The following is a 19,731-nucleotide window of genomic DNA, read 5'->3' as shown; positions in this document are numbered from 1 at the left end:
TAACGTCGAAGCGGAGGAGGTCGTGGTGGGTGTCGACACCGCCGTCGCGCCGGAGACGCGGGCGCGGGAGGCCGCGGCCGACGTCCTGGGGCTGCGGGCGATGCGGCGGCGTACGACGGCCTGGCTGGTCGGGCTGAGCCTCGGGCTGCTGGCGACGATCGTGGCCGGGGTGGGCGTCGGCGCCTACTCCGTGCCGGCGGGCACCGTCGCCCAGGTGATCACCCACCATCTCGTCGGCTGGCCGGCCGAGCAGACCTGGAGCGCGCCGGCCGACGCGATCGTCTGGCAGGTCCGGCTCCCCCGGGTGCTGCTCGGCGCGCTGGTCGGCGCCGGCCTGGCGATCTGCGGCGTCGCGCTGCAGGCGATGGTGCGCAACGTGCTCGCCGACCCCTACCTGCTCGGGGTCAACTCGGGCGCCTCCAGCGGCGCGGCGGCCGCGATCCTCTTCGGCTTCGGCGCCGGCTTCGCGGAGTACGCCCTCCAGGCGACCGCGTTCCTCGGCGCCCTCGCCGCCTCGATCCTGGTGTTCCTCGTGGCGCGGAGCGCCGGCCGGGTCACCTCGATCCGGCTGCTGCTCGCCGGCGTGGCCGTGGGCTACGCCCTGTACGCCCTGACCAGCTTCCTGATCTTCGCCTCCGGCTCCGCCGAGGGAGCACGCTCGGTGATGTTCTGGCTGCTCGGCTCGCTGGCGCTGGCCCAGTGGAACGTCCCGTTCGCCATCGTGACCGTCGTCGTGCTCCTCTCCGTCGCCCTGCTGACGCTCTGGGGGCGCCGCCTCGACGCCCTGGCGATCGGCGACGAGACCGCCCACACCCTCGGCGTCCGGCCCGATCGCCTCCGGCTCCAGCTGCTGGTCGTCGTGGCGCTGTGCGTGGGCGTGGTCGTGTCGGCCTCGGGCAGCATCGGCTTCGTCGGCCTCGTGGTCCCGCACCTCGCCCGCCGGGCCGTCGGCGGGACGCACGTGCGCGCCGTCGCCGTCGCGGCCCTGATGGGAGCGATCCTGCTGATCTGGGCCGACGTCCTCGCGCGCACGCTCTTCGCCCCGCAGGAGATCCCGATCGGGATCATCACCTCCCTCGTCGGCGCCCCCTTCCTGCTCGTGCTCATCCGCCGTCTCCACGCCGCCAACGCGTAGCGACCAGCCCCGTCCACCACCCGAAGGAGCCCCGTGCCCACCACGTCGCCGTCCCGTCCCTCTCGCCCGACCCGTCGCCTGGTCGCCGCGAGCCTGGTGCTCGCCGGCGGGCTGACCGCCTGCGGCTCCGAGGACGACGACCGGGAGCCCACCTTCGCAGCCACCGGCTCCTACCCGGTGACGATCGAGAACTGCGGCGCCGAGGTGACCTTCGACAAGGCGCCCGAGCGCGTCGTGCTCCTGAAGAGCTCGTCGGTGCCGTTCCTCCACGAGCTCGGCGTGCTCGACCGCGTGACCGCCCGGGCGGGCCAGTACCCCTCGGCGTACTACGACGAGGAGACCCTCGCCGAGCTCGACCGGATCCCCCTGCTGACCGACGAGCTGGACAGCAGCGGCCACCTGCAGATCTCCAAGGAGATCGTGATCAGCGAGGAGCCCGACCTGGTGCTGGGCGAGGTCGACAACCTCTCCCGGGCGACGCTCGACGCGGTCGGCATTCCCCTGATCGAGGAGCCGGCGCTCTGCGAGCAGGGCGTCGACGAGCCTGGCTTCGACGACGTCTACGCCCAGCTCGAGGTCTACGGGAAGGTGTTCGGCCGCGAGACCGAGGCGCGCGCGGCCATCGCCGACCTGGAGGAGGACCTCGCCGAGGTCGAGGCCGAGGTCGGCGCCGCCGACGGGCGGACGGCGGCGGTGCTCTACCCGACCGTCGGCGGCGGCACGACCTACGCCTACGGCACGAAGAGCATGGCGCACCCGCAGCTCGAGGCCGCGGGCTTCGAGAACGCCTTCGGCGACGTCGACCAGCGCGTCTTCGAGGTCACGCTCGAGGAGCTGCTCGGCCGCGACCCCGACGTGCTGATCCTGCTGCACAGCGAGGGTGACCCGGCCAAGGTGGAGGACTCGATCGCGGGTCTGCCCGGCGCCGGGCAGCTGACCGCGGTCCGCAACGGCGACGTGATGGCCCAGCTCTTCAACTTCACCGAGCCGCCCACCCCGCTCTCGGTCGAGGGGCTCGAGCGGATCGTGGAGCGGTTCGGGTCGGGCACGTGATCGGCGCCGAGCGGCTGTCGTGGTCCTACGGCCGGTCCGAGGTGCTGCGCGCGGTGTCGCTGGCCGCGCCGCACGGCCGGGTGCTGGGGTTGATCGGGCCCAACGGCAGCGGCAAGACCACGCTGCTCCGCATCCTGTACGGCGCGCTGCGCAGCCCGACCGGCTCGGTGAGCGTCGACGGTGACGAGCTGCACGCACTGCCGCCGCGCGAGGCCGCGCGGCGGCTCGCCGTGGTGGTCCAGGAGGCCGGCGGCGAGAGCTCCATGACCGTCGCCGAGACCGTGCTGCTCGGCCGGGGCCCGCACCTCTCGGCGTTCCAGCGCAGCGGGCCGGACGACCACGCCGCCGCCACGCAGGCGCTGGCCCGGGTCGGTGCCTCCCACCTCGCCGCGCGGCCCTTCAGCGGGCTCTCCGGCGGGGAGCGCCAGCGGGTGCTGATCGCGCGGGCGCTCACCCAGCAGGCCACCCACCTCCTGCTCGACGAGCCGACCAACCATCTCGACATCCGCTACCAGCACGAGGTGCTGGGCCTGGTCGCCGGCCTCGCCCACGACCTGCACCGCACGGTCGTCGTCGTGCTGCACGACCTCAACCTCGCCGCCCGCTACTGCGACGACCTCGTGCTGCTCGGCCGGGGCGGGATCGCCGCCGCCGGCCCGGCGAACGACGTGCTCGTGCCCGAGATGCTCGAGCCCGTCTACGGCATCGGCATCGAGCGCGTCGAGGCCGACGACCAGCTCCACCTGCTCTTCCACCCGTTCACCCGCGTCGAGGAGGACGCCACCGCATGAGCCAGCCCACCGATCAGCGACTCCAGGACACCATCAACGACTACTGGACCGACCGGGCGCCGTCGTACGACGCCTACCAGCAGCGCCCCGAGCGGCGCGACCTCGACCGCGAGGCCTGGGGCCGGGTCTGGGCCTCGGCCCTCCCGGCGGCGCCGGCGGAGGTCCTCGACGTCGGCACCGGCAGCGGCCACGTCGCGTGCCTGCTCGCCGGGCTCGGACACCGGGTCACCGGCATCGACCTGGCCGGCGGCATGCTCGACCTGGCGCGCACCCACGCGGCCGGGCTCGACAACCCACCGCGGATCCTCGCCGGCGACGCCGTCGCACCGGACTTCCCGGCCGGCAGCTTCGACGCCGTGGTCGGCCGCTACGTGATGTGGACGCTGCGCGACCCGGACGCGGCGGTCGCGAACTGGGTCCGCCTGCTCCGCCCCGGCGGCGTGGTGGCGATGGTCGACAGCACCTGGTTCACCGACGGCCTGGGCAGCCTGTACGGCGACCGGCCGGACGCCGCGCTGCCGCTGGCCGACGCCACGAGCATCGAGGAGACGGCCGAGGCGATGCGCCGCGGCGGCCTCCTTGACGTCACCGTCTCCCCGCTGCAGGAGGTGCTGGAGCTCGACCGCGCCCACGGCGTCGCACCGGGCCACGACGTGCAGCTCCAGTACGTCGTCACCGGCCGGCGCCCCTAGGAGTCTGCTGAACAAGACGGGCGAGCGCGAGCGGCGGCCGGTGCGTGCGGTGGCAAGGCGGCCGCGGGAAGGCGTGGCGGGTCACTTCGACCGAGGCGAACGCAGCCAACGCTCCACCGGCCGTCGCGTAGCCGCGCGGATTGTTCAGGAGGCTCCTAGAGCCAGTCCCGGAGCAGGGCCTGCCAGGCCGGGTCGAAGTCGGGGTGCCCGCCGTAGCCGTGGAGCAGGATCCGCAGCTCGCGACGCTCCGGGAGCCCGCCGGACCGGACGACCCGGAGGAGGTCGTCGACCACCTCGACCTGCGCGGCCATCCCCGGCCGGCGCTCCGGGTCGACGGCGACCGCGTCGCGGGCCCAGATGCGAGCCAGGTCCTCCATCAGGCGGGCCTCGAGGAACCCACGCAGGGCCCCGACGTCCTGGCGCAGCCGCCCGGTCATCGCCCCGCACCTCCCGGGTCGCGGACGAGCCGATGGCCGGCGACCGGCGAGCCGCCGACGACGTGCTCGTGCACGATGGCCCGGGCGGCGGCCGCGTCGACCCCGCCGTACCAGACGTCGTCGGGCTGCACGGTGGCCACCGGCGCGTGGTTGCACGGGAACTGGCAGCCGGTCTGGGTGACCAGCACGTCGTCGTCACCCAGACCCGCCGCGGCGAGCGCCCGCCCGAGCACCGCGGCGCTCTCGTCAGCGCCGCGCGCCGTGCAGCGCGGGCCGCGACACACGAAGACCTGCTGGCGATGCCTCGGCACGTCCTCCCAGGCGGACGACGCCAGACCCGCCTCGGTGCCGACGATCGGGCGGGCCCGCGCCAGCAACGGCGCGACCTCGTCGTGCTCGTGGTCGAGGAGGCCGGTCGCGACCACCACCTCGGGTGGGTCGGTCCGCTCTCGCCACCAGTGCGCGGCGACCCGGCGCAGCCAGGAGTTCCCGGGCGCGGCCCCGAAGGACACACCCACCAGCACGACTCGCCGCTCCCCCGCATCCGCGAGCCGATCCAGCTCCCGACGCAACGACGGCTCGCCGAGCTGGAGGTGCGCGACGGACGCGCCGCACCGCGTCGCGAGCACGGAGAGTCCCGGCCCCGGATCGGCGACGCCCATCCAGACCACGACCAGCGGGTCGGCGCCGGTCATGAGGCCACGCCGTTCCACCGCACGTGCAGCCGATCGTGCACCGGGTGCCGCTCGACGGCCACGTCGACGCCGTACACCCGCTCGACGAGTCCGGGGGTCAGCACGTCCCCGACCGGGCCCTGCGCGACCAGTCGGCCGTCGTCGAGCACGGCGAGGTCGTCGCAGTACGCCGCGGCCAGCTCGAGGTCGTGCAGGGCTGCCACGACGGTCAGCCCGAGTCCCCGGACCCGCCCCAGGAAGTCCAGCTGATGACGCAGGTCGAGGTGGTTGGTCGGCTCGTCGAGGAGCAGGACCTCGGGCTGTTGGGCGAGCGCCCGGGCCAGGTGCGTGCGCTGCCGCTCTCCACCTGAGAGCGTGCGCCAGGCCCGCCCGGCCAGCTCCTCGACCTGCGCCGTCCGCAGCGCGACGGTCACGGCCTCGGCGCCCTCAGGGTCCCCGACCACCAGACGCGAGCGGTACGGCGTCCGCCCCAGCTCGACCACCTGGCGCACGCTCAGGTCGAGCGCGGTGGTCGCCTCCTGCTCGACCAGCGCGAGCACCCGGCCACGCTCGCGCACGCGCATCCGGTGCACGTCGCGGTCACCCAGCCGGACGATTCCGGACTCGGGGCGCACGAGCCCGGCGACCAGCCGGAGCAGGGACGTCTTGCCGGAGCCGTTCGGACCGAGCAGCCCGGTGACCCGGCCCGACCGGCACGTGAGCGACACGTCCTCCAGGACCGGTCGCCCGCCGGCCGACCAGCCCAGCCCGTCCACCGACAGCCTCATCGGGCCTCCCTCCGGCGTCGCAGGAGCCAGGCGAAGAACGGCGTCCCGACCATCGCCGTCACCACGCCGACGGGGATCTCCTGCCCGTCGACGACCGTGCGCGCGAGGGTGTCGGCCCACACGAGCAGCACCGCGCCGACCAGCGCCGAGAGCGGCAGCAACGCCCGATGCAGCGCGCCGGTGACGGCACGCACCAGGTGGGGTACGACGAGGCCGACGAAGCCGATCGTCCCGGCGTAGGCGACCAGGCTGGCCGTGACCAGGGCCGTGCCCACCATCAGCAGCCACCGCAGCCGATCGACGTGGACGCCGAGCGACCGTGCGGACACGTCGCCGAAGGCGAACGCGTCGAGCTGGCCGGCCAGCGCCGTGAAGGCGACCGTGCCGAGGACCGCGACGACGACGAGCAGGAGCGCGGAGTCCCAGCGCAGTCCGGCGACCGACCCGAGCGTCCAGGTCAGCACGCGGCGGGCGGCGTCGCTGTCGCCGCTCATCAGGATGAGCGCGGCCACGTAGGCTCCGCACGCCTGGGCGACCAGCACACCGGCGAGCACCGTGCGCGCGGGTGAGAGCTCTCCCCGCGGGCCCGCCGCCAGCAACAGTACGACGGCGAGCGCACCGAGCGCGCCGAGCAGACCCGCGCCGGTGACCGAGGCGACGCCCAGGACGCCGACCGCCGAGGTGCCCAGGACGATCACCGTCACCGCGCCGACCGCCGCGCCGCTGGAGATGCCGAGCAGGTAGGGGTCGGCCAGGTCGTTGCGCGTCAGCGACTGGAGCACCGCGCCGCAGACCGACAGACCCGCACCGACCGCGGCCGCGCCGAGCACGCGCGGCAGCCGCAGCTGCCACACGATCTGGTCGTCGAGCGGCGACACGTCGTAGGTCCCGAGGTTGAGCCGCCGGGCGACGACCGCGACGACGTCGCTCACCGGGATCGAGACGGCACCCAGGCCGAGTGCCACGGCCACGCTCACGAGGAGCACGAGGGCCGTGACGGCGGCAGCGCCGGGCGCCACCAGGGCGCGAGAGCTCACCCCTGCGCGGACAGCTCGACCAGCTGCTCGCCGAGCGAGGTCGCCCCGTCGATGAGCGTCACGCCGGGCGTGGACTGCGAGTAGGGCACCACGGCGTAGGACTCCTCCTGAACCGCCCGCAGCCGGGAGAGGACCGGGTCGCCCTCGAGGTAGGCGATCTTGTCCTCGGCCGTGGACCAGCTGGCGTCGGCGAGCGCGATCACGTCCGGATCGGCGGCGATCACCCTCTCCCAGCTGACCTCCTTCCAGCCGCCGTCGACGTCCGCGAAGATGTTCGTGGCACCGACCGCATCGATCAGCACGTGCGGACCACCTCCGCCGACCCCGGCGAGCGCGGTCTTCTCCCCGGAGTCGTACCAGAACACGGTGGTGCCGTCGCCGGCCGCGCGCTCGCCGAGCTGGGCGAGCCTCTCCTGCTGCTCCTCGACGACGGCCTCGGCCGCGTCGGCGACGCCGAAGGCCGTGCCGATCGCCCCGAGCTCCGTCCAGACCGCCTCGAACGACGGCTCCGGACGCTCGGCGCCGTCGCCGCACCCGAAGGGCGAGAGGTAGGAGCCGATGCCGAGCTCGTCGAGTTCCTCGGGGCTGCCCGCGACCTTCGGGTCGAAGGCGCTCACATAGGAGGCGTACACGAAGTCGGGCTCGGCCGCCAGCAACTCCTCGCGGGTCGGGTACTCCGTCGCGATCACCGGCACCGACGCGTAGGCCCGCGCCCAGCGGGCCGACGGCTCGGGGTCGTCGAGGTACGCCGTACCCGCCATCCGCTCCTCGAGGCCGAGCGCCAGCATCACCTCCGTGGCGCCCTGGTTCAGGGTGACGGCGCGCTCGGGCGCGGCTTCGAGCGTGGCGGTGTGGCCACAGGAGGCCACGTCGACCGGGAAGTCCGGGTCGTCGGCCGGCTCCGCGGCCGCCTCCCGATCCGGCGCACCGGCGCAGCCGGCCAGGACGAGCGCCGCCGCTGCGGCCGCGATGGTGGACAGGACGGTAGGCAGGGGTCGACTGCGCATCTGTTTTCTCCAAACCCTCGTGGAATCAATGCGCCGTGGCCGGTCTCCTGGCTTCCGTGTCAACGCTCGACGGCCGACCTTCCCGGGCTCGCGCCCAGTGGTCCGAAGCAGCCCGAACTGCTCCGCAAGGGCCGTCTCGCTCGACGGCTACAGTGGCGAGGGCCGCGCCGGCATCAGACCGGCTTCCCGTGCACCACGGCACCCGCAACGTAGCAGTTCTGGCCACCCACCCGGCGCCTCGACGCGGTGCGAGATATCCCACCTCGGCCAGGAGCCTGGGCCCCGAACACGGCCGCGAGCGCCCACCCCGGATCGGCAGTTGCTAACGTCGCCCCTGCCAGTCGTGCCACCTCGGTGGTCAGGGAACCCGGTGCAACTCCGGGACTGACGCGCAGCGGTGAGGGTGACGGGCGGGACATGCAAGCCACTGGGACCTCCCTGTCGAGACAGGCGTCCTGGGAAGGCGTCCCGTGCCGGTCGATCCCGAGTCCGAAGACCTGCTGGCCCTCCCGGCACCAGCCGCGAGGAACCCCGCGGGCTCCGCGCACGAGCCCCTGACCGCGGAGGAACCGTGACCGCTACCCGTACCCGACCCGACCGCTGCCCCGGCGTGCTCCGCCCCTGGCCCGCCGCCGACGGAGACCTGGTGCGGCTCCGCCTGGCCGGCGGGCGGCTACCGGTGGCCGGCCTCCGGTCCCTGACCGAGGTGGCCGCGGCGTACGGCGACGGCGACGTGCACGTCACTCGCCGCGCGAACCTGCAGGTGCGTGGGATCCCCCGGGTCACCGCGGAGGTGGTCGCGGCGTTCGAGGCGACCGGGCTGCTGCCCTCGCGCAGCCACGAGCTCGCCCGCAACATCATGAGCTCGCCGCAGACCGGACTCGCCGGCGGCCGCGCCGATCTGCGCCCGGTGGTGGCCGACCTCGACCGGCTGCTGTGCGCCGAGCCGGCGCTCGCCCACCTGTCCGGCCGGTTCCTCTTCGTGCTCGACGACGGCCGCGGCGACCTGCTCGACCGCCCCACCGACCTCGGGCTGGTCGCCCTCGACGCCCGGGTGGCGCAGCTGCGGGTGGCCGGGGCCTGGGGTGAGGTCGTCCCGCTCGAGGAGGCCCCGCCGCGGCTCGTCGCGCTGGCCGCGGCGTTCGTGAGCGTCCGCACGAGCGAGTGGCACATCTCCGAGCTCGGCTCGCCCCTGGCGGGCCCGAGGCCGCCCGATCCCCGGCTGCCCGCACCCGCGCCACCACTGGCGTACGGCGCGGTGCCCGGCGGTCGGCACGTGCCGGCGGTGGGCGGTCTCCTCGACCCGGCACTCGGCGCCGGCGATCGAGACCTGGTGGTGACGCCGTGGCGCGGCGTACTCGTGCCGGAGGCGGTGGCATGAGCACCGACACGAGCGCGCTGCGCCGGCCGCCCCAGCGGTACGAGTACGTCGACGACGGGCCGGCGATCTACGTCGACTCCTTCGCGACGATCCGGCGCGAGGCGGACCTGGGCGGCCTACCGGCGGACGCCGAGAAGCTGGCCGTCCGGATGATCCACGGCAGCGGCCAGACCGACCTCGTCGCCGACCTCGTGGTCCACCCGCGGCTGGTCGCCGCCGCGCGCACCGCGCTGATGCTGGGCGCGCCGATCCTCACCGACGCCCGAATGGTCGCGATGGGGATCACGGCCGGGCGGTTGCCCGCGGGCAACGAGGTGCACTGTTTCCTGACCGACGAGCGGGTGCCGACCCTGGCCGGCGCCTGGGGCACGACCCGCACCGCCGCCGCGGTGTCGCTGTGGGAGCCGCTGCTCGACGGCGCCGTCGTCGCGATCGGCAACGCCCCGACGGCGCTCTTCCACCTGCTCGAGATGCTGCTCGACGGCGCGCCCCGCCCGGCCGCGATCGTCGGCTGCCCGGTCGGCTTCATCGGGGCCGCGGAGTCGAAGGAGGCGCTGGCGTCCTTCGCGACGGAGCACGGCGTCGACGTCCCGTTCGTGACCGTGCGCGGCCGGCGCGGCGGCTCGGCGATGGCGTCGTCCGCGGTCAACGCGCTGGCGCAGGAGGAGGAGTGACGACCCCGGGTCGCTTCCGGGGCGTGGGCGTCGGGCCCGGCGACCCCGAGCTGATCACGCTCCGGGCCGCTCGCCTGATCGGCACCGCCGACGTCGTCGCCTACCACGCCGGCGTCGGCAAGAGCTCGAACGCGCGCCGGATCGCCGCGGCGCTGATCCCCGACGGCGTGATCGAGGAGGAGCTCCGCTACCCGGTGACGACCGGCGCCACCGCGCACCCGGGCGGGTACGCCGGCGCGATGGCGGCGTTCTACGAGCAGTCGTCGGCCCGGCTGGCGGCGCACCTCGACGCCGGCCGCGACGTCGTGCTGCTGGCCGAGGGGGACCCGCTCTTCTACGGGTCGTTCATGTACATGCACGACCGGCTCGCCCCGACGTACGAGACCGAGATCGTGCCGGGCGTGCCCGCGTTCGCCGCCGCGGCGGCCACCGCCGCCGCCCCGCTGGTGCGGCAGACCGACGTGCTCACCGTGCTGCCCGGCACCCTCCCCGAGCCCGAGCTCGCCCGACGCCTGGCCGACACCGACGGCGCGATCATCATGAAGCTCGGCCGCACGTTTCCCGCCGTGCGCCGCGCCCTGGAGGCGGCGGGCCGGCTCGACCAGGCGGTGTACGTCGAACGGGCCTCGATGCCCGCCGAACGCTGGCTGCCGGTCGCCGAGGTCGACCCCGACTCGGTGCCGTACTTCTCGCTGATCATCGTCGCGGGCGACTCGCGCCACGGCACCGGTCGCCGCACAGCCGGCACCGAGCACGTCGAGGCGTCCCGCGCCGCCGAGCTGCTCGTCGTGGGGCTGGGGCCGGGCCCCGACCGGTGGCTCACCCCCGAGGCGACGACCGCGCTGGCGCAGGTCGACCACGTCGTCGGCTACGCGCCGTACGTCGACCGGGTGCCGCAGCGCGCGGGCCTGACCCGGCACGCCTCGGGCAACACGGTCGAGATCGACCGGGCCCGCTTGGCGCTCGATCTCGCGCGGGCCGGCGAGCGGGTGGCGGTGGTGTCGGGCGGGGACGCGGGCGTGTTCGGGATGGCCGCGGCCGTCTACGAGGCCGCGACCGACCCGGCGTACGCCGACGTGCCCGTGCGGGTGCTGCCGGGGGTGAGCGCGGTGCAGGCCGTGGCCGCCCGGGCCGGCGCGCCGATCGGCGGCGACTTCGCGGTGCTCAGCCTGTCGGACCGGCTCAAGCCGTGGCCGGTGATCGAGCGTCGGCTGGTCGCCGTCGCGGCGGCCGACCTGGTGCTGGCGATCTACAACCCGGCGTCGCGATCGCGCACCCATCAGGTCGCGGAGGCCCGGAAGGTGCTGCTCGAGCACCGCTCCCCCGACACCGTGGTCGTCGTCGGCCGCGATGTCGGCCGGGCCGGGGAGTCGCTGACCGTGACCACGCTCGCCGAACTGGACGCCGCGACGATCGACATGAAGTGCCTGCTGATCGTCGGGGCGTCACGGACGATCGTCAGCCCGACCGGCGCGGTGTGGACACCGCGCTCGGTCGGCTGACGTCAGGCCGGGCGGCTCACTGGCCGGCGAGCTCCGCCGCGCACGTGGCCACCGATTCGCTGGTGAGCGAGCCCAGAGCGTCCTTGTCCTCGTCGCTCGGGTCGTAGTCCTCGTCGCCGTCCGCGATCGCCTGCAGCGCCTCGTCGGAGAGGTCGGAGTCGTGGAACGCCTCGGCCATGCAGTCGGCGACGTCGTCGGTCATCGCGTCGCCGAGCTGGTCACCCAGGTTGTCCTGGATGCCCTGCGAGAGCTCGTCCACCGACGGGCGGCCGCCGCCGTCACCGTCACCGCCGCAGCCGGTGGCGAGGGCGAGGACGAGGGCGGCAGCAGCCGCCGCCGGGAGAAGGCGCTTGGTCATGGGGTCCCTTTCCGGGATTCGGGTGCCGTCCGCTCCGTCTCGCGGCGGCTGCCCCCAGTCCTTTCCAGCCCTGCCCGTCCGTAATCCCTGTCTAGACAGGGCGAATCTCACGCCGGCGCGAGCCGGCGTACAGCCAGGACTCCCCGCCGTCGCGGGCGAGCGCTCGGCCGACGAGGATCACGGCGGCCTGCCGCAGCCCGGCCGCCTCGACCTGGTCTGCGATGTCGGCGACCGTGCCGACGAGCACCTGCTCGCCGGGCTGCGAGGCCCGGTGCACGACCACGACGGGACAGTCCGCGCCGTACTCGCCCTCGAGCTCGGCCATCAGCTCCCGGGTCCGGGTGATCGCGAGATGCAGCACCAGGGTGGCCCGCGTGGCCGCGAACGCCGCCAGCGACTCGGTCTCGGGCATCGCCGTCGAGCGGGCCTGGGTGCGGGTCAGCACGACCGACTGCGAGACCAGCGGCACCGTCAGCTCGCGGCCGACCAGTGCGGCGGCCGCGGCGTACGCCGGCACCCCGGGGGTGACGTCCCAGGGCACGCCGGCGTCATCGAGGCGGCGGGTCTGCTCCGCGACGGCGGAGTAGACCGACGGGTCACCGGAGGTCAGACGCACGACATCGAGTCCGGCCCCGTGGGCGCCGACCAGCTCGGCGACGATCCCGTCGAGGTCGAGGTCCTGGGTGTCGACGAGCCGCGCGCCCTCACGGCAGTGCGCGAGCACCGCGTCGTCGAGGTAGGTGCCCGGGTAGAGCACCACGTCGGCGGAGGCCAGCCGCGCGGCAGCACGCAGGGTGATCAGGTCCGCCGCACCGGGTCCGGCGCCGACGAAGTGCACGGTCATGGCTTGCTCCAGCTCCATTGGGTGACGGTCCGGGCCGGGGTCCAGCCGGTGAACGACCCGATCGGTGCCGCGTGCTCGACCGCCAGCCGGGTCAGCTCGCCGCCGTGCTCGGCGTACGCCGCGGCGAGCAGCGCCTCGGTCTCGAGGGTGACCCCGTGCACGACCAGCCGCCCTCCGGGGCGCAGCCGGGCGCGGCACAGGTCGAGCAGGCCGGGGGCGGTGGCGCCGCCGCCGACGAACACCGCGTGCGGGGCCGGCAGGTCGGCCAGCGCCCGGGGCGCCCGCCCGCCCGCCGTCTGCAGCCGAGGAACGCCGAGCCGCGCGGCGTTGCGGGCGGCCCGCGCCAGCCGGTCGGGGTCAGCCTCGACCGCGACCGCCGCACACGTCGGGTGCGCGCGCAGCCACTCGATGCCGACGGACCCGGCGCCGGCGCCGACGTCCCACAGGAGCTGGCCGGGCTGGGGCGCGAGCCGGGCCAGGGCGCTCGCCCGCAGGTCCCGCTTGGTGAGCTGGCCGTCGTGCTCGAACGCGTCGTCGGGCAGTCCGGCGACCCACGAGCCGACGAGCGGCCCGCACAGCTCCAGGGCCACGACGTTCAGGGCCGGCACGGTGCCGCTCCAGCTCTCGGCGGTCGCCGCCACCCTCGACTCGTCGTCGGCGCCGAGGTCGCCGAGCACGGTCATCCCGGTCGCGCCGTACCCCCGGTCGACGAGCAGCGCCGCCAGCGTCGCCGGGGTGTCCGCGTCGGAGGACAGCACCAGCACCCGCCGGTCCGGCGCGAGCTCACGCAGCACCGCGTGCGGATCGCGACCGACGGTGGTGACGACCGCGCACGACTCGGCCGACCAGCCCATCCGGGCGCGCGCCAGCGCGACCGACGAGACCGTCGGCAGCACGTCGAGCCGGTCGGCGCCGAGCAGTCGGACCAGCGTCGTACCGATGCCCGAGACGAAGGGATCGCCCGACGCCAGCGCCACGACCCGCCGCCCCTCGTGCTCGGCCAGCAGCGGGCCCAGTCCGTCGGCGAGCGGACGCGGCCAGGGCCGCCGTACCTGACCCGGCAGGTCCGGGACCAGCCGCAGGTGGCGGTCGCCGCCCAGCAGCACCTCGGCGTCCCGCACCCGCGAGCGCGCCTCGTCGGTCAGTCCGCTCCAGCCGTCGGCGCCGATGCCGAGGACGGCGACACGGGGCTGGTCCGGCTCGGGCACGCGCCCGACCCTAAGGCACGGCAGCCGCCGCTCCGCGCCCGCCTGAGCGGCACCGAGACGGGCCGCCGGCTGTACGCCGAGGCCGAGGCGCTAGCCTGACCTCGGCACGAGGTGCCCCTCTGTGGGGAGAATCTGGGAAGCCGGTGAGAGTCCGGCACAGGCCCGCTGCGGTGATCCAGGCACAGACCTGGAAAGTCCGAAGACCGGCCTCGCGCCACGCATCACTCCGATGTCCGTTGGCTAGCGAGCGGGAGCCTCTCATGCCACAGCACTACCCCTTCAGTGCCGTCGTCGACTCCGACGAGCCCGGCAGCCGCACCGACATGGCGCTCGCGCTGATCCTCACCACGGTGTCACCCGAGATCGGCGGCGTCCTCGTGCGCGGCGAGAAGGGCACCGCGAAGTCGACCATCGTCCGCGCGCTCGCGGCGGTGCTGCCCCGGATCGACGTCGTCGCGGGCGACCGCTTCTCCAGCGACCCGCGCGATCCGGCGCCGCTCTCCCCCGACGGCCCCTTCGCCCACGACGCGCCCGTCGAGACCCGCCCGGTGCGCCTGGTCGAGCTGCCGGTGGGCGCGACCGAGGACCGCGTGCTCGGCTCGCTGCACCTCGAACGCGCGCTCTCCGAGGGCCGCACCGAGTACGAGCCCGGCCTGCTCGCCCGGGCGCACCGCGGCATCCTCTACGTCGACGAGGTCAACCTCCTCCACGACCACCTCGTCGACCTGCTGCTCGACGCCGCCGCGATGGGTCGCTCGACCGTGGAGCGCGACGGCGTCTCCGTCTCGCACGCGGCCCGCTTCGTGCTGGTGGGCACCATGAACCCCGAGGAGGGCGAGCTCCGACCGCAGCTCCTCGACCGGTTCGGCCTGACCGTCGAGGTGCGCGCGCCACGCGACCCCGGGGCGCGGATGGAGGTCGTGCGGCGCCGGATGGCCTACGACGCCGACCCGGACGGGTTCGCCGCGGCGTACGCCGACGCCGAGCGCGACCTCACCGAGCGCATCGGCGCCGCCCAGGCCCGGGTGGCCGACGTCGCGCTGTCCGACGCGGCGCTGCTGCAGATCGCCGAGCTGTGCGCGGCGTTCGAGGTCGACGGGATGCGCGCCGACATCGTGACCGCCCGCACCGCAGTGGCGCACGCCGCCTGGCACGGCCGCGCCGAGGTCACCACCGAGGACGTCCGGGCCGCCGCTCGCCTCGCCCTCCCGCACCGACGCCGACGCAACCCCTTCGACGCCCCCGGTCTCGACGAGGACCTGCTCGACGAGGTGCTCGGGCCGGAGCCGGACCCCGATCCCGACCCCGATCCCACGCCGGACGGCCCGACTGACCCCCGGCCGGACGGCGGGACGTCATACGAAGAGAGCAACCCCTCCCACGAGGCGCATGACGTCCCGGGGAACGGCGCTGACGAGCCTCGCCCCGATCGCACCCCGACCGCCGCTGGCGCAGCCTCCTCGGCGACCACCGTGAGCGGCGGCACGCCGTACCGCGCCCGGCTGCTCACCGCCCGTGGCACCGGCGCCGGCGAGGCCGGCCGCCGCAGCCGGGCCCGGACCGACAACGGCCGCCGGATCGGTACGTCGACCGACGGCCGCGGCCCGCTGCACCTGCCCGAGACGATCCGCGCCGCCGCACCCCACCAGGTCGCGCGGGGACGCGCCGGCGGTGCCCTGCGCCTGCTGCCGGGCGACCTGCGCCGTGCCGCCCGCGAGGGACGGGAGTCGAACCTCGTGCTGTTCTGCGTCGACGCCTCCGGCTCGATGGCCGCGCGCCGGCGGATGGAGCAGGTGAAGACCGCGATCCTCTCGCTGCTGCTCGACGCCTACCAGCGCCGCGACAAGGTCGGGCTGGTGACGTTCCGCGACGGCGCGGCCGAGCTGGCGCTGCCGCCCACCCACTCGGTCGACATCGCCGCCACCCGCCTCGACGCGCTGCCGGCCGGCGGCCGCACCCCGCTCGCCGAGGGCCTCCTGGAAGCGGCCCGGGTGATCGAGGTCGAGCGGATCCGCGACCCGCGGCGCCGTCCGCTGCTGGTCGTGGTGACCGACGGCCGCGCGACCTCCGGACGAGACGCCGTGCCGCGCTCCCGCCGGGCCGCCGAGACCGTCGCCGCCACCGGGGCCAGCGCCGTCGTGGTCGACTGCGAAAGTGGCCCGCTCCGCCTGGGGCTCGCCGCCGTGCTGGCCGAACACCTGCGGGCCGAGCACCTGCCGGTCGCCGAGGTGAGCGCCGACGCCCTCACCGGCGCGGTGCGCGACGGGCGGGCCGCCTGATGGCCCCGCAGGGCCGGCCGTCGGTCGTCCCCGACGACGGGCTGACCACCCGCCAGCGCCGCAACCGCCCGCTGCTCGCGGTGCACACCGGCGACGGCAAGGGCAAGTCGACCGCCGCCTTCGGACTCGCACTCCGCGGCTGGAACCAGGGCTGGCGGATCGGGGTGTTCCAGTTCGTGAAGTCCGCCAAGTGGCGCATCGGCGAGCAGACCGTGCTCGAACGTCTCGGCGAGCTGCACCAGCAGACCGGCGAGGGCGGCCCGGTCGAGTGGCACAAGATGGGCTCGGGTTGGTCGTGGTCGCGCCGTGGCGGGACCGAGGAGGACCACGCCGCCGACGCCGCCGAGGGCTGGGCCGAGGTCAAGCGCCGGCTCGCCGCGGAGGCGCACGACCTGTACGTCCTCGACGAGTTCACCTACCCCATGCAGTGGGGCTGGGTCGACGTCGACGACGTCGTCGAGACGCTCGCCACCCGCCCCGGCCGCCAGCACGTCGTCGTCACCGGGCGCCGCGCCGACCCTCGGCTGATCGAGGCCGCAGACCTGGTCACCGAGATGACCAAGCTCAAGCACCCGATGGACGCCGGCCAGAAGGGCCAGCGAGGCATCGAGTGGTGAGCCTCCCGCGGGTCGTCGTCGCCGCGCCGGCCACCGGGCAGGGCAAGACGACCGTCTCGATCGGGCTGATGGCCGCCCTGTCCCGCGCCGGCCACGTCGTGTCCGGCCACAAGGTCGGTCCCGACTACATCGACCCGGGCTACCACGCCCTGGCCTGCGGGCGACCCGGCCGCAACCTCGACCCACACCTCGTCGGCGAGGAGCGGATCGTGCCGCTGCTGCTGCACGGTGCCCGCGGTGCCCACGTCGCGGTCATCGAGGGCGTGATGGGCCTCTTCGACGGCCGCGTCGGCGGAACCGGATTCGCCTCGACCGCACACGTCGCGACGCTGACCCGCTCGCCCGTCGTCCTGGTCGTCGACATCTCGCGCTCGTCGCGATCGGTCGGCGCGGTCGTGCACGGCATGGCGACCTGGGACCCCCGGGTGCGGGTGGCCGGCGTCATCCTCAACCGGGCTGGCTCGCCCCGGCACGCACGCGAGGTCGCGGACGCCGTCGACCTGCCCGTGCTCGGCACCATCGGGCGTGACCCCGAGCTCGGCGTGCCGTCGCGGCATCTCGGGCTGGTCCCCGCGGCCGAGCGGGACGAGGCCGGCCACGCGATCGACCGGATCGCCGACCGGATCGCGGAGCTGGTCGACCTCGACGCCGTCCTCGACCTCGCGCGATCCGCTCCCGAGCTCGATGCGGAGCCGTGGGATCCGGCGGTGGCGCTGCGGGACTCCGGGTTTTCGAGGCTCGCGAGCTCGCACCTCAGTACCAGCGCTGGCGCGTCTCGCGCCTCAGCCGCGGGAGGACGCCCGGCGTGGGGTGGTTTCGAGACAGGCGCCAGCGCGCCTTCCTCAACCACCGCTGGCGGCGCTGGCGCGTCTCGCGCCTCAACTGCGGGAGGACGCCCGGCGTGGGGTGGTTTCGAGACAGGCGCCAGCGCGCCTTCCTCAACCACCGTTGGCGGCGCTGGCGCGTCTCGCGCCTCAACCGCGGGAGGACGCCCGGCGTGGGGTGGTTTCGAGACAGGCGCCAGCGCGCCTTCCTCAACCACCGTTGGCGGCGCTGGCGCGTCTCGCGCCTCAACCGCGGGAGGAGCCCCGGCGCGGGGTGGTTTCGAGACAGGCGCCAGCGCGCCTTCCTCAACCACCGTTGGCGGCGCTGGCGCGTCTCGCGCCTCAACCGCGGGAGGACCCCCGGCGCGGGGTGGTTTCGAGACAGGCGCCAGCGCGCCTTCCTCAACCACCGTTGGTACCTCGACCGCCGGCGGGCCCGTGGTGGCGGTGGCGAGTGGGCGGGCGTTCACGTTCCGGTACGCCGAGACGGAGGAGCTGCTCCGGGCGGCCGGGTGCGCGGTGGTGAGCTTCGACCCGCTGGTCGATCCGCGCTTGCCCGACGGCACCGCGGGCATCTACCTCGGGGGCGGGTTCCCCGAGGTGCACGCCCGCGAGCTCGCCGACAACGTGGTGCTCCGGCGCGAGCTCGCGGCGGCGCTCGCGGACGGCGTCCCGACCGTGGCCGAGTGCGCGGGGTTGCTCTATCTCTGCCGGTCACTGGACTCCTCTCCGATGGTCGGCGCGATCCCGGCCGAGGCGGTGATGACCGAACGCCTGACGTTGCGGTATCCCACGATGACGGCGACCACCGACAGCCTGCTCACCCGGGCCGGCGAGACCCTGACCGGGCACGAGTTCCACCGCACCCAGGTGCTCCCCATGACCGCCGGCCGGGCAGCCTGGACTGTCGACGGGGTCGACGTCGGCTTCGCGTCCGACAGCCTGCACGCGTCGTACCTGCACACCCACTGGGCCGGCCACCCACAGCTGGCCGGGCGGTTCGCGGCGGCGGTCCATGCCCGGGCGGCCACGCGTGCCTGACCCACTGCGCCATCACGGCGACCTCGAGGCCCGCGGCGGACTGCTCGACTTCGCCGTCAACGTCTACGACGGGCCGCGCCCGGCTTGGCTCGACCTGGCCCTGCACGCCAGCCTCGACGACGCCGCGCGCTACCCGTCCGCGACCGAGGCCGAGCGCGCCGTCGCCGCCCGCCACGGCCGGGACCCGGCCGAGGCACTGGCGACCGCCGGCGCCGCCGAGGCGTTCTCGCTGGTGGCGCGGCTGCGGCCGTGGCGGCGTCCGGCAGTGGTGCACCCGCAGTTCACCGAGCCCCACGCCGCGCTCCGCCAGGCCGGTCACGTCGTCACCGAGCTCGTGCTGGCCGAGCCGTTCCGACTCGACCCGGCCGTGGTTCCCGACGACGCGGACCTGGTCATGATCGGCAACCCGACGAACCCGACCGGCGTGCTGCACCCGCGCACGACGATCCGCGAGCTGCTGCGCGAGGACCGGCTCGTCGTGGTCGACGAGGCCTTCATGGACGCCGTGCCCGGCGAGCCCGAGACGCTCGCGGGCGAGCGGCTCCCCGGACTGCTGGTGATCCGCAGCCTGACCAAGCACTGGGGCATCCCGGGCGTCCGCGCCGGCTACGTCGTCGCCGAGCCCGACGTGGTGCGCGACCTGCGCGACGGGCAGGTGCCGTGGTCGGTGTCCAGCGCCGCCGCGGCCGCGATGGTCGCGTGCTCGACCGCCGAGGCGCTGACCGAGGCCGAGCGGCGGGCCCTGGAGATCGACGCATGGCGTCGCGACCTGGAGGAATCCCTGTCAACCATGGGTGTTCGGCACGTCCCATCGCGCGCGAGCTTCGTGCTCGCCGAGGTGGGAGCGGGCGGCCACGCAGCGCTGCGCGACGCCGGCATCGCCGTACGGCGCGCCGACACGTTCCCCGGACTCGGACCGGCCTGGGTACGCATCGCGGTCCGCCCGCCGGCGCGAAGCAGATCACTCCTCGATGCCCTGTCCGCACTGCGCTCCGATGCCCTAGGCTGACGCTCGCGGGCACGAGGAAGCCGGTGGGAATCCGGCACAGTCGCGCTACTGTGACAGCCCTCCGCCGCGCCGAGAGGCGAGGTGGGAGCTGGAGTCAGACCCGAGTGTCCGTCCAATCCCCAACGACCAGGGACGCACGTATCCCTGAGGAGGACACATGTCGCAGACGTCTGCTGCCCCCGTTGCACCCACCGCCGAGGTTCCCTCGATCCCGCTCCGCGAGATCGCCCCCTGGGCGCTCTTCTTCGGCCTGCTCGGGCTGCTCATCCTGTTCTTCATCAGCGCCGACCAGGGCGCGATCTCGATCCCGTCGGGCAACGCGATCCACGAATGGGTCCACGACGGCCGGCACCTGCTCGGCTACCCCTGCCACTGAGAGG

General features: G+C 74.8%; 20 protein-coding genes and 3 riboswitches. Of the genes, 12 read left to right on the top strand and 8 right to left on the bottom strand.

All coding sequences use genetic code 11. From position 1 onward, the window contains the following. Positions 1-25: 25 nt before the first annotated feature. The 4 genes from FHU40_RS21905 to FHU40_RS21890 are packed head-to-tail and all read left to right on the top strand — an operon-like array spanning position 26 to position 3,671. Positions 26-1,135: a FecCD family ABC transporter permease gene (locus tag FHU40_RS21905; RefSeq protein ID WP_215524257.1), complete on the top strand. Its 1,110-nt coding sequence runs from the start codon at positions 26-28 to the stop codon at positions 1,133-1,135. A 33-nt stretch (positions 1,136-1,168) separates the two neighbouring features. Then, positions 1,169-2,188, top strand: a complete 1,020-nt coding sequence (locus tag FHU40_RS21900; RefSeq protein WP_183594498.1) for an ABC transporter substrate-binding protein — start codon at positions 1,169-1,171, stop codon at positions 2,186-2,188. Next, complete coding sequence (locus FHU40_RS21895; RefSeq protein WP_183594496.1) at positions 2,185-2,979, top strand: ABC transporter ATP-binding protein; 795 nt, start codon at positions 2,185-2,187, stop codon at positions 2,977-2,979. The genes FHU40_RS21900 and FHU40_RS21895 overlap by 4 nt, the downstream gene beginning before the upstream one ends. Next, entirely contained in the window at positions 2,976-3,671 is a 696-nt protein-coding gene (locus FHU40_RS21890) for a class I SAM-dependent methyltransferase (protein WP_183594494.1), read from the top strand. Before FHU40_RS21895 ends, FHU40_RS21890 begins: the two co-directional genes overlap by 4 nt. 155 nt (positions 3,672-3,826) lie before the next feature. On the opposite strand, the gene FHU40_RS21885 is transcribed toward FHU40_RS21890, so the two are convergent. From FHU40_RS21885 to FHU40_RS21865, 5 genes are read right to left on the bottom strand one after another with little or no spacing between them, the layout of a single operon-like run. After that, entirely contained in the window at positions 3,827-4,108 is a 282-nt protein-coding gene (locus FHU40_RS21885; RefSeq protein WP_183594492.1) for a hypothetical protein, read from the bottom strand. Further along, the gene (locus tag FHU40_RS21880) at positions 4,105-4,803 is read right to left on the bottom strand and encodes a (2Fe-2S) ferredoxin domain-containing protein (protein ID WP_183594490.1); all 699 of its coding nucleotides are present in this window, start codon (positions 4,801-4,803) and stop codon (positions 4,105-4,107) included. The genes FHU40_RS21885 and FHU40_RS21880 overlap by 4 nt, the downstream gene beginning before the upstream one ends. Next, positions 4,800-5,570 (bottom strand): ABC transporter ATP-binding protein, encoded by a 771-nt coding sequence (locus FHU40_RS21875; RefSeq protein WP_183594488.1) that lies wholly within the window; start codon positions 5,568-5,570, stop codon positions 4,800-4,802. Before FHU40_RS21875 ends, FHU40_RS21880 begins: the two co-directional genes overlap by 4 nt. Continuing rightward, on the bottom strand, positions 5,567-6,607 hold the full coding sequence (locus FHU40_RS21870; protein WP_425490202.1) for a FecCD family ABC transporter permease: 1,041 nt from the start codon (positions 6,605-6,607) through the stop codon (positions 5,567-5,569). The genes FHU40_RS21875 and FHU40_RS21870 overlap by 4 nt, the downstream gene beginning before the upstream one ends. Continuing rightward, entirely contained in the window at positions 6,604-7,614 is a 1,011-nt protein-coding gene (locus tag FHU40_RS21865; RefSeq protein ID WP_183594486.1) for an ABC transporter substrate-binding protein, read from the bottom strand. Before FHU40_RS21865 ends, FHU40_RS21870 begins: the two co-directional genes overlap by 4 nt. Before the next feature lie 20 nt (positions 7,615-7,634). Further along, positions 7,635-7,827, bottom strand: a riboswitch (cobalamin riboswitch). 108 nt (positions 7,828-7,935) lie between these two features. Beyond that, positions 7,936-8,133, top strand: a riboswitch (cobalamin riboswitch). 52 nt (positions 8,134-8,185) lie between these two features. Between FHU40_RS21865 and FHU40_RS21860 the strand changes: the two genes are divergently transcribed. From FHU40_RS21860 to FHU40_RS21850, 3 genes are read left to right on the top strand one after another with little or no spacing between them, the layout of a single operon-like run. Then, entirely contained in the window at positions 8,186-8,995 is an 810-nt protein-coding gene (locus FHU40_RS21860) for a nitrite reductase (RefSeq protein WP_183594484.1), read from the top strand. Further along, complete coding sequence (locus tag FHU40_RS21855; protein ID WP_183594483.1) at positions 8,992-9,669, top strand: precorrin-8X methylmutase; 678 nt, start codon at positions 8,992-8,994, stop codon at positions 9,667-9,669. Before FHU40_RS21860 ends, FHU40_RS21855 begins: the two co-directional genes overlap by 4 nt. Next, on the top strand, positions 9,666-11,171 hold the full coding sequence (locus FHU40_RS21850) for a precorrin-2 C(20)-methyltransferase (protein ID WP_183594481.1): 1,506 nt from the start codon (positions 9,666-9,668) through the stop codon (positions 11,169-11,171). Before FHU40_RS21855 ends, FHU40_RS21850 begins: the two co-directional genes overlap by 4 nt. 16 nt (positions 11,172-11,187) lie before the next feature. On the opposite strand, the gene FHU40_RS21845 is transcribed toward FHU40_RS21850, so the two are convergent. From FHU40_RS21845 to cbiE, 3 genes are all read right to left on the bottom strand, one after another. After that, the gene (locus FHU40_RS21845; protein WP_183594479.1) at positions 11,188-11,529 is read right to left on the bottom strand and encodes a hypothetical protein; all 342 of its coding nucleotides are present in this window, start codon (positions 11,527-11,529) and stop codon (positions 11,188-11,190) included. 91 nt (positions 11,530-11,620) lie between these two features. Beyond that, complete coding sequence (locus FHU40_RS21840) at positions 11,621-12,373, bottom strand: cobalt-precorrin-4/precorrin-4 C(11)-methyltransferase (RefSeq protein ID WP_221200098.1); 753 nt, start codon at positions 12,371-12,373, stop codon at positions 11,621-11,623. Beyond that, entirely contained in the window at positions 12,370-13,581 is a 1,212-nt protein-coding gene (cbiE, locus tag FHU40_RS21835) for a precorrin-6y C5,15-methyltransferase (decarboxylating) subunit CbiE (protein ID WP_183594475.1), read from the bottom strand. Before cbiE ends, FHU40_RS21840 begins: the two co-directional genes overlap by 4 nt. Positions 13,582-13,673: 92 nt before the next feature. Beyond that, positions 13,674-13,807, top strand: a riboswitch (cobalamin riboswitch). Positions 13,808-13,841: 34 nt separating this feature from the next. Between cbiE and FHU40_RS21830 the strand changes: the two genes are divergently transcribed. The 5 genes from FHU40_RS21830 to FHU40_RS21810 all read left to right on the top strand — a co-directional run bounded on the left by FHU40_RS21830 (position 13,842) and on the right by FHU40_RS21810 (position 19,727). Beyond that, positions 13,842-15,860, top strand: a complete 2,019-nt coding sequence (locus FHU40_RS21830) for a VWA domain-containing protein (protein ID WP_183594474.1) — start codon at positions 13,842-13,844, stop codon at positions 15,858-15,860. Then, positions 15,860-16,477, top strand: coding sequence for a cob(I)yrinic acid a,c-diamide adenosyltransferase (cobO, locus tag FHU40_RS21825; protein ID WP_183594473.1), 618 nt, complete (start codon positions 15,860-15,862; stop codon positions 16,475-16,477). Before FHU40_RS21830 ends, cobO begins: the two co-directional genes overlap by 1 nt. Further along, positions 16,474-18,342 (top strand): cobyrinic acid a,c-diamide synthase CobB, encoded by a 1,869-nt coding sequence (locus FHU40_RS29720; protein ID WP_343057977.1) that lies wholly within the window; start codon positions 16,474-16,476, stop codon positions 18,340-18,342. Before cobO ends, FHU40_RS29720 begins: the two co-directional genes overlap by 4 nt. Next, complete coding sequence (gene cobC / locus FHU40_RS21815; protein WP_183594472.1) at positions 18,335-19,351, top strand: Rv2231c family histidinol phosphate aminotransferase CobC; 1,017 nt, start codon at positions 18,335-18,337, stop codon at positions 19,349-19,351. The genes FHU40_RS29720 and cobC overlap by 8 nt, the downstream gene beginning before the upstream one ends. 157 nt (positions 19,352-19,508) lie before the next feature. Then, positions 19,509-19,727, top strand: coding sequence for a CbtB domain-containing protein (locus FHU40_RS21810; protein ID WP_183594470.1), 219 nt, complete (start codon positions 19,509-19,511; stop codon positions 19,725-19,727). The last annotated feature ends 4 nt before the right edge of the window (positions 19,728-19,731 follow it).

This window comes from Nocardioides soli (genome assembly GCF_014191495.1).
GTDB lineage: Bacteria > Actinomycetota > Actinomycetes > Propionibacteriales > Nocardioidaceae > Nocardioides > Nocardioides soli.
The sequence above is the reverse complement of the archived record's forward strand: the minus strand, read 5'-3'. Positions and strand labels throughout refer to the sequence as shown.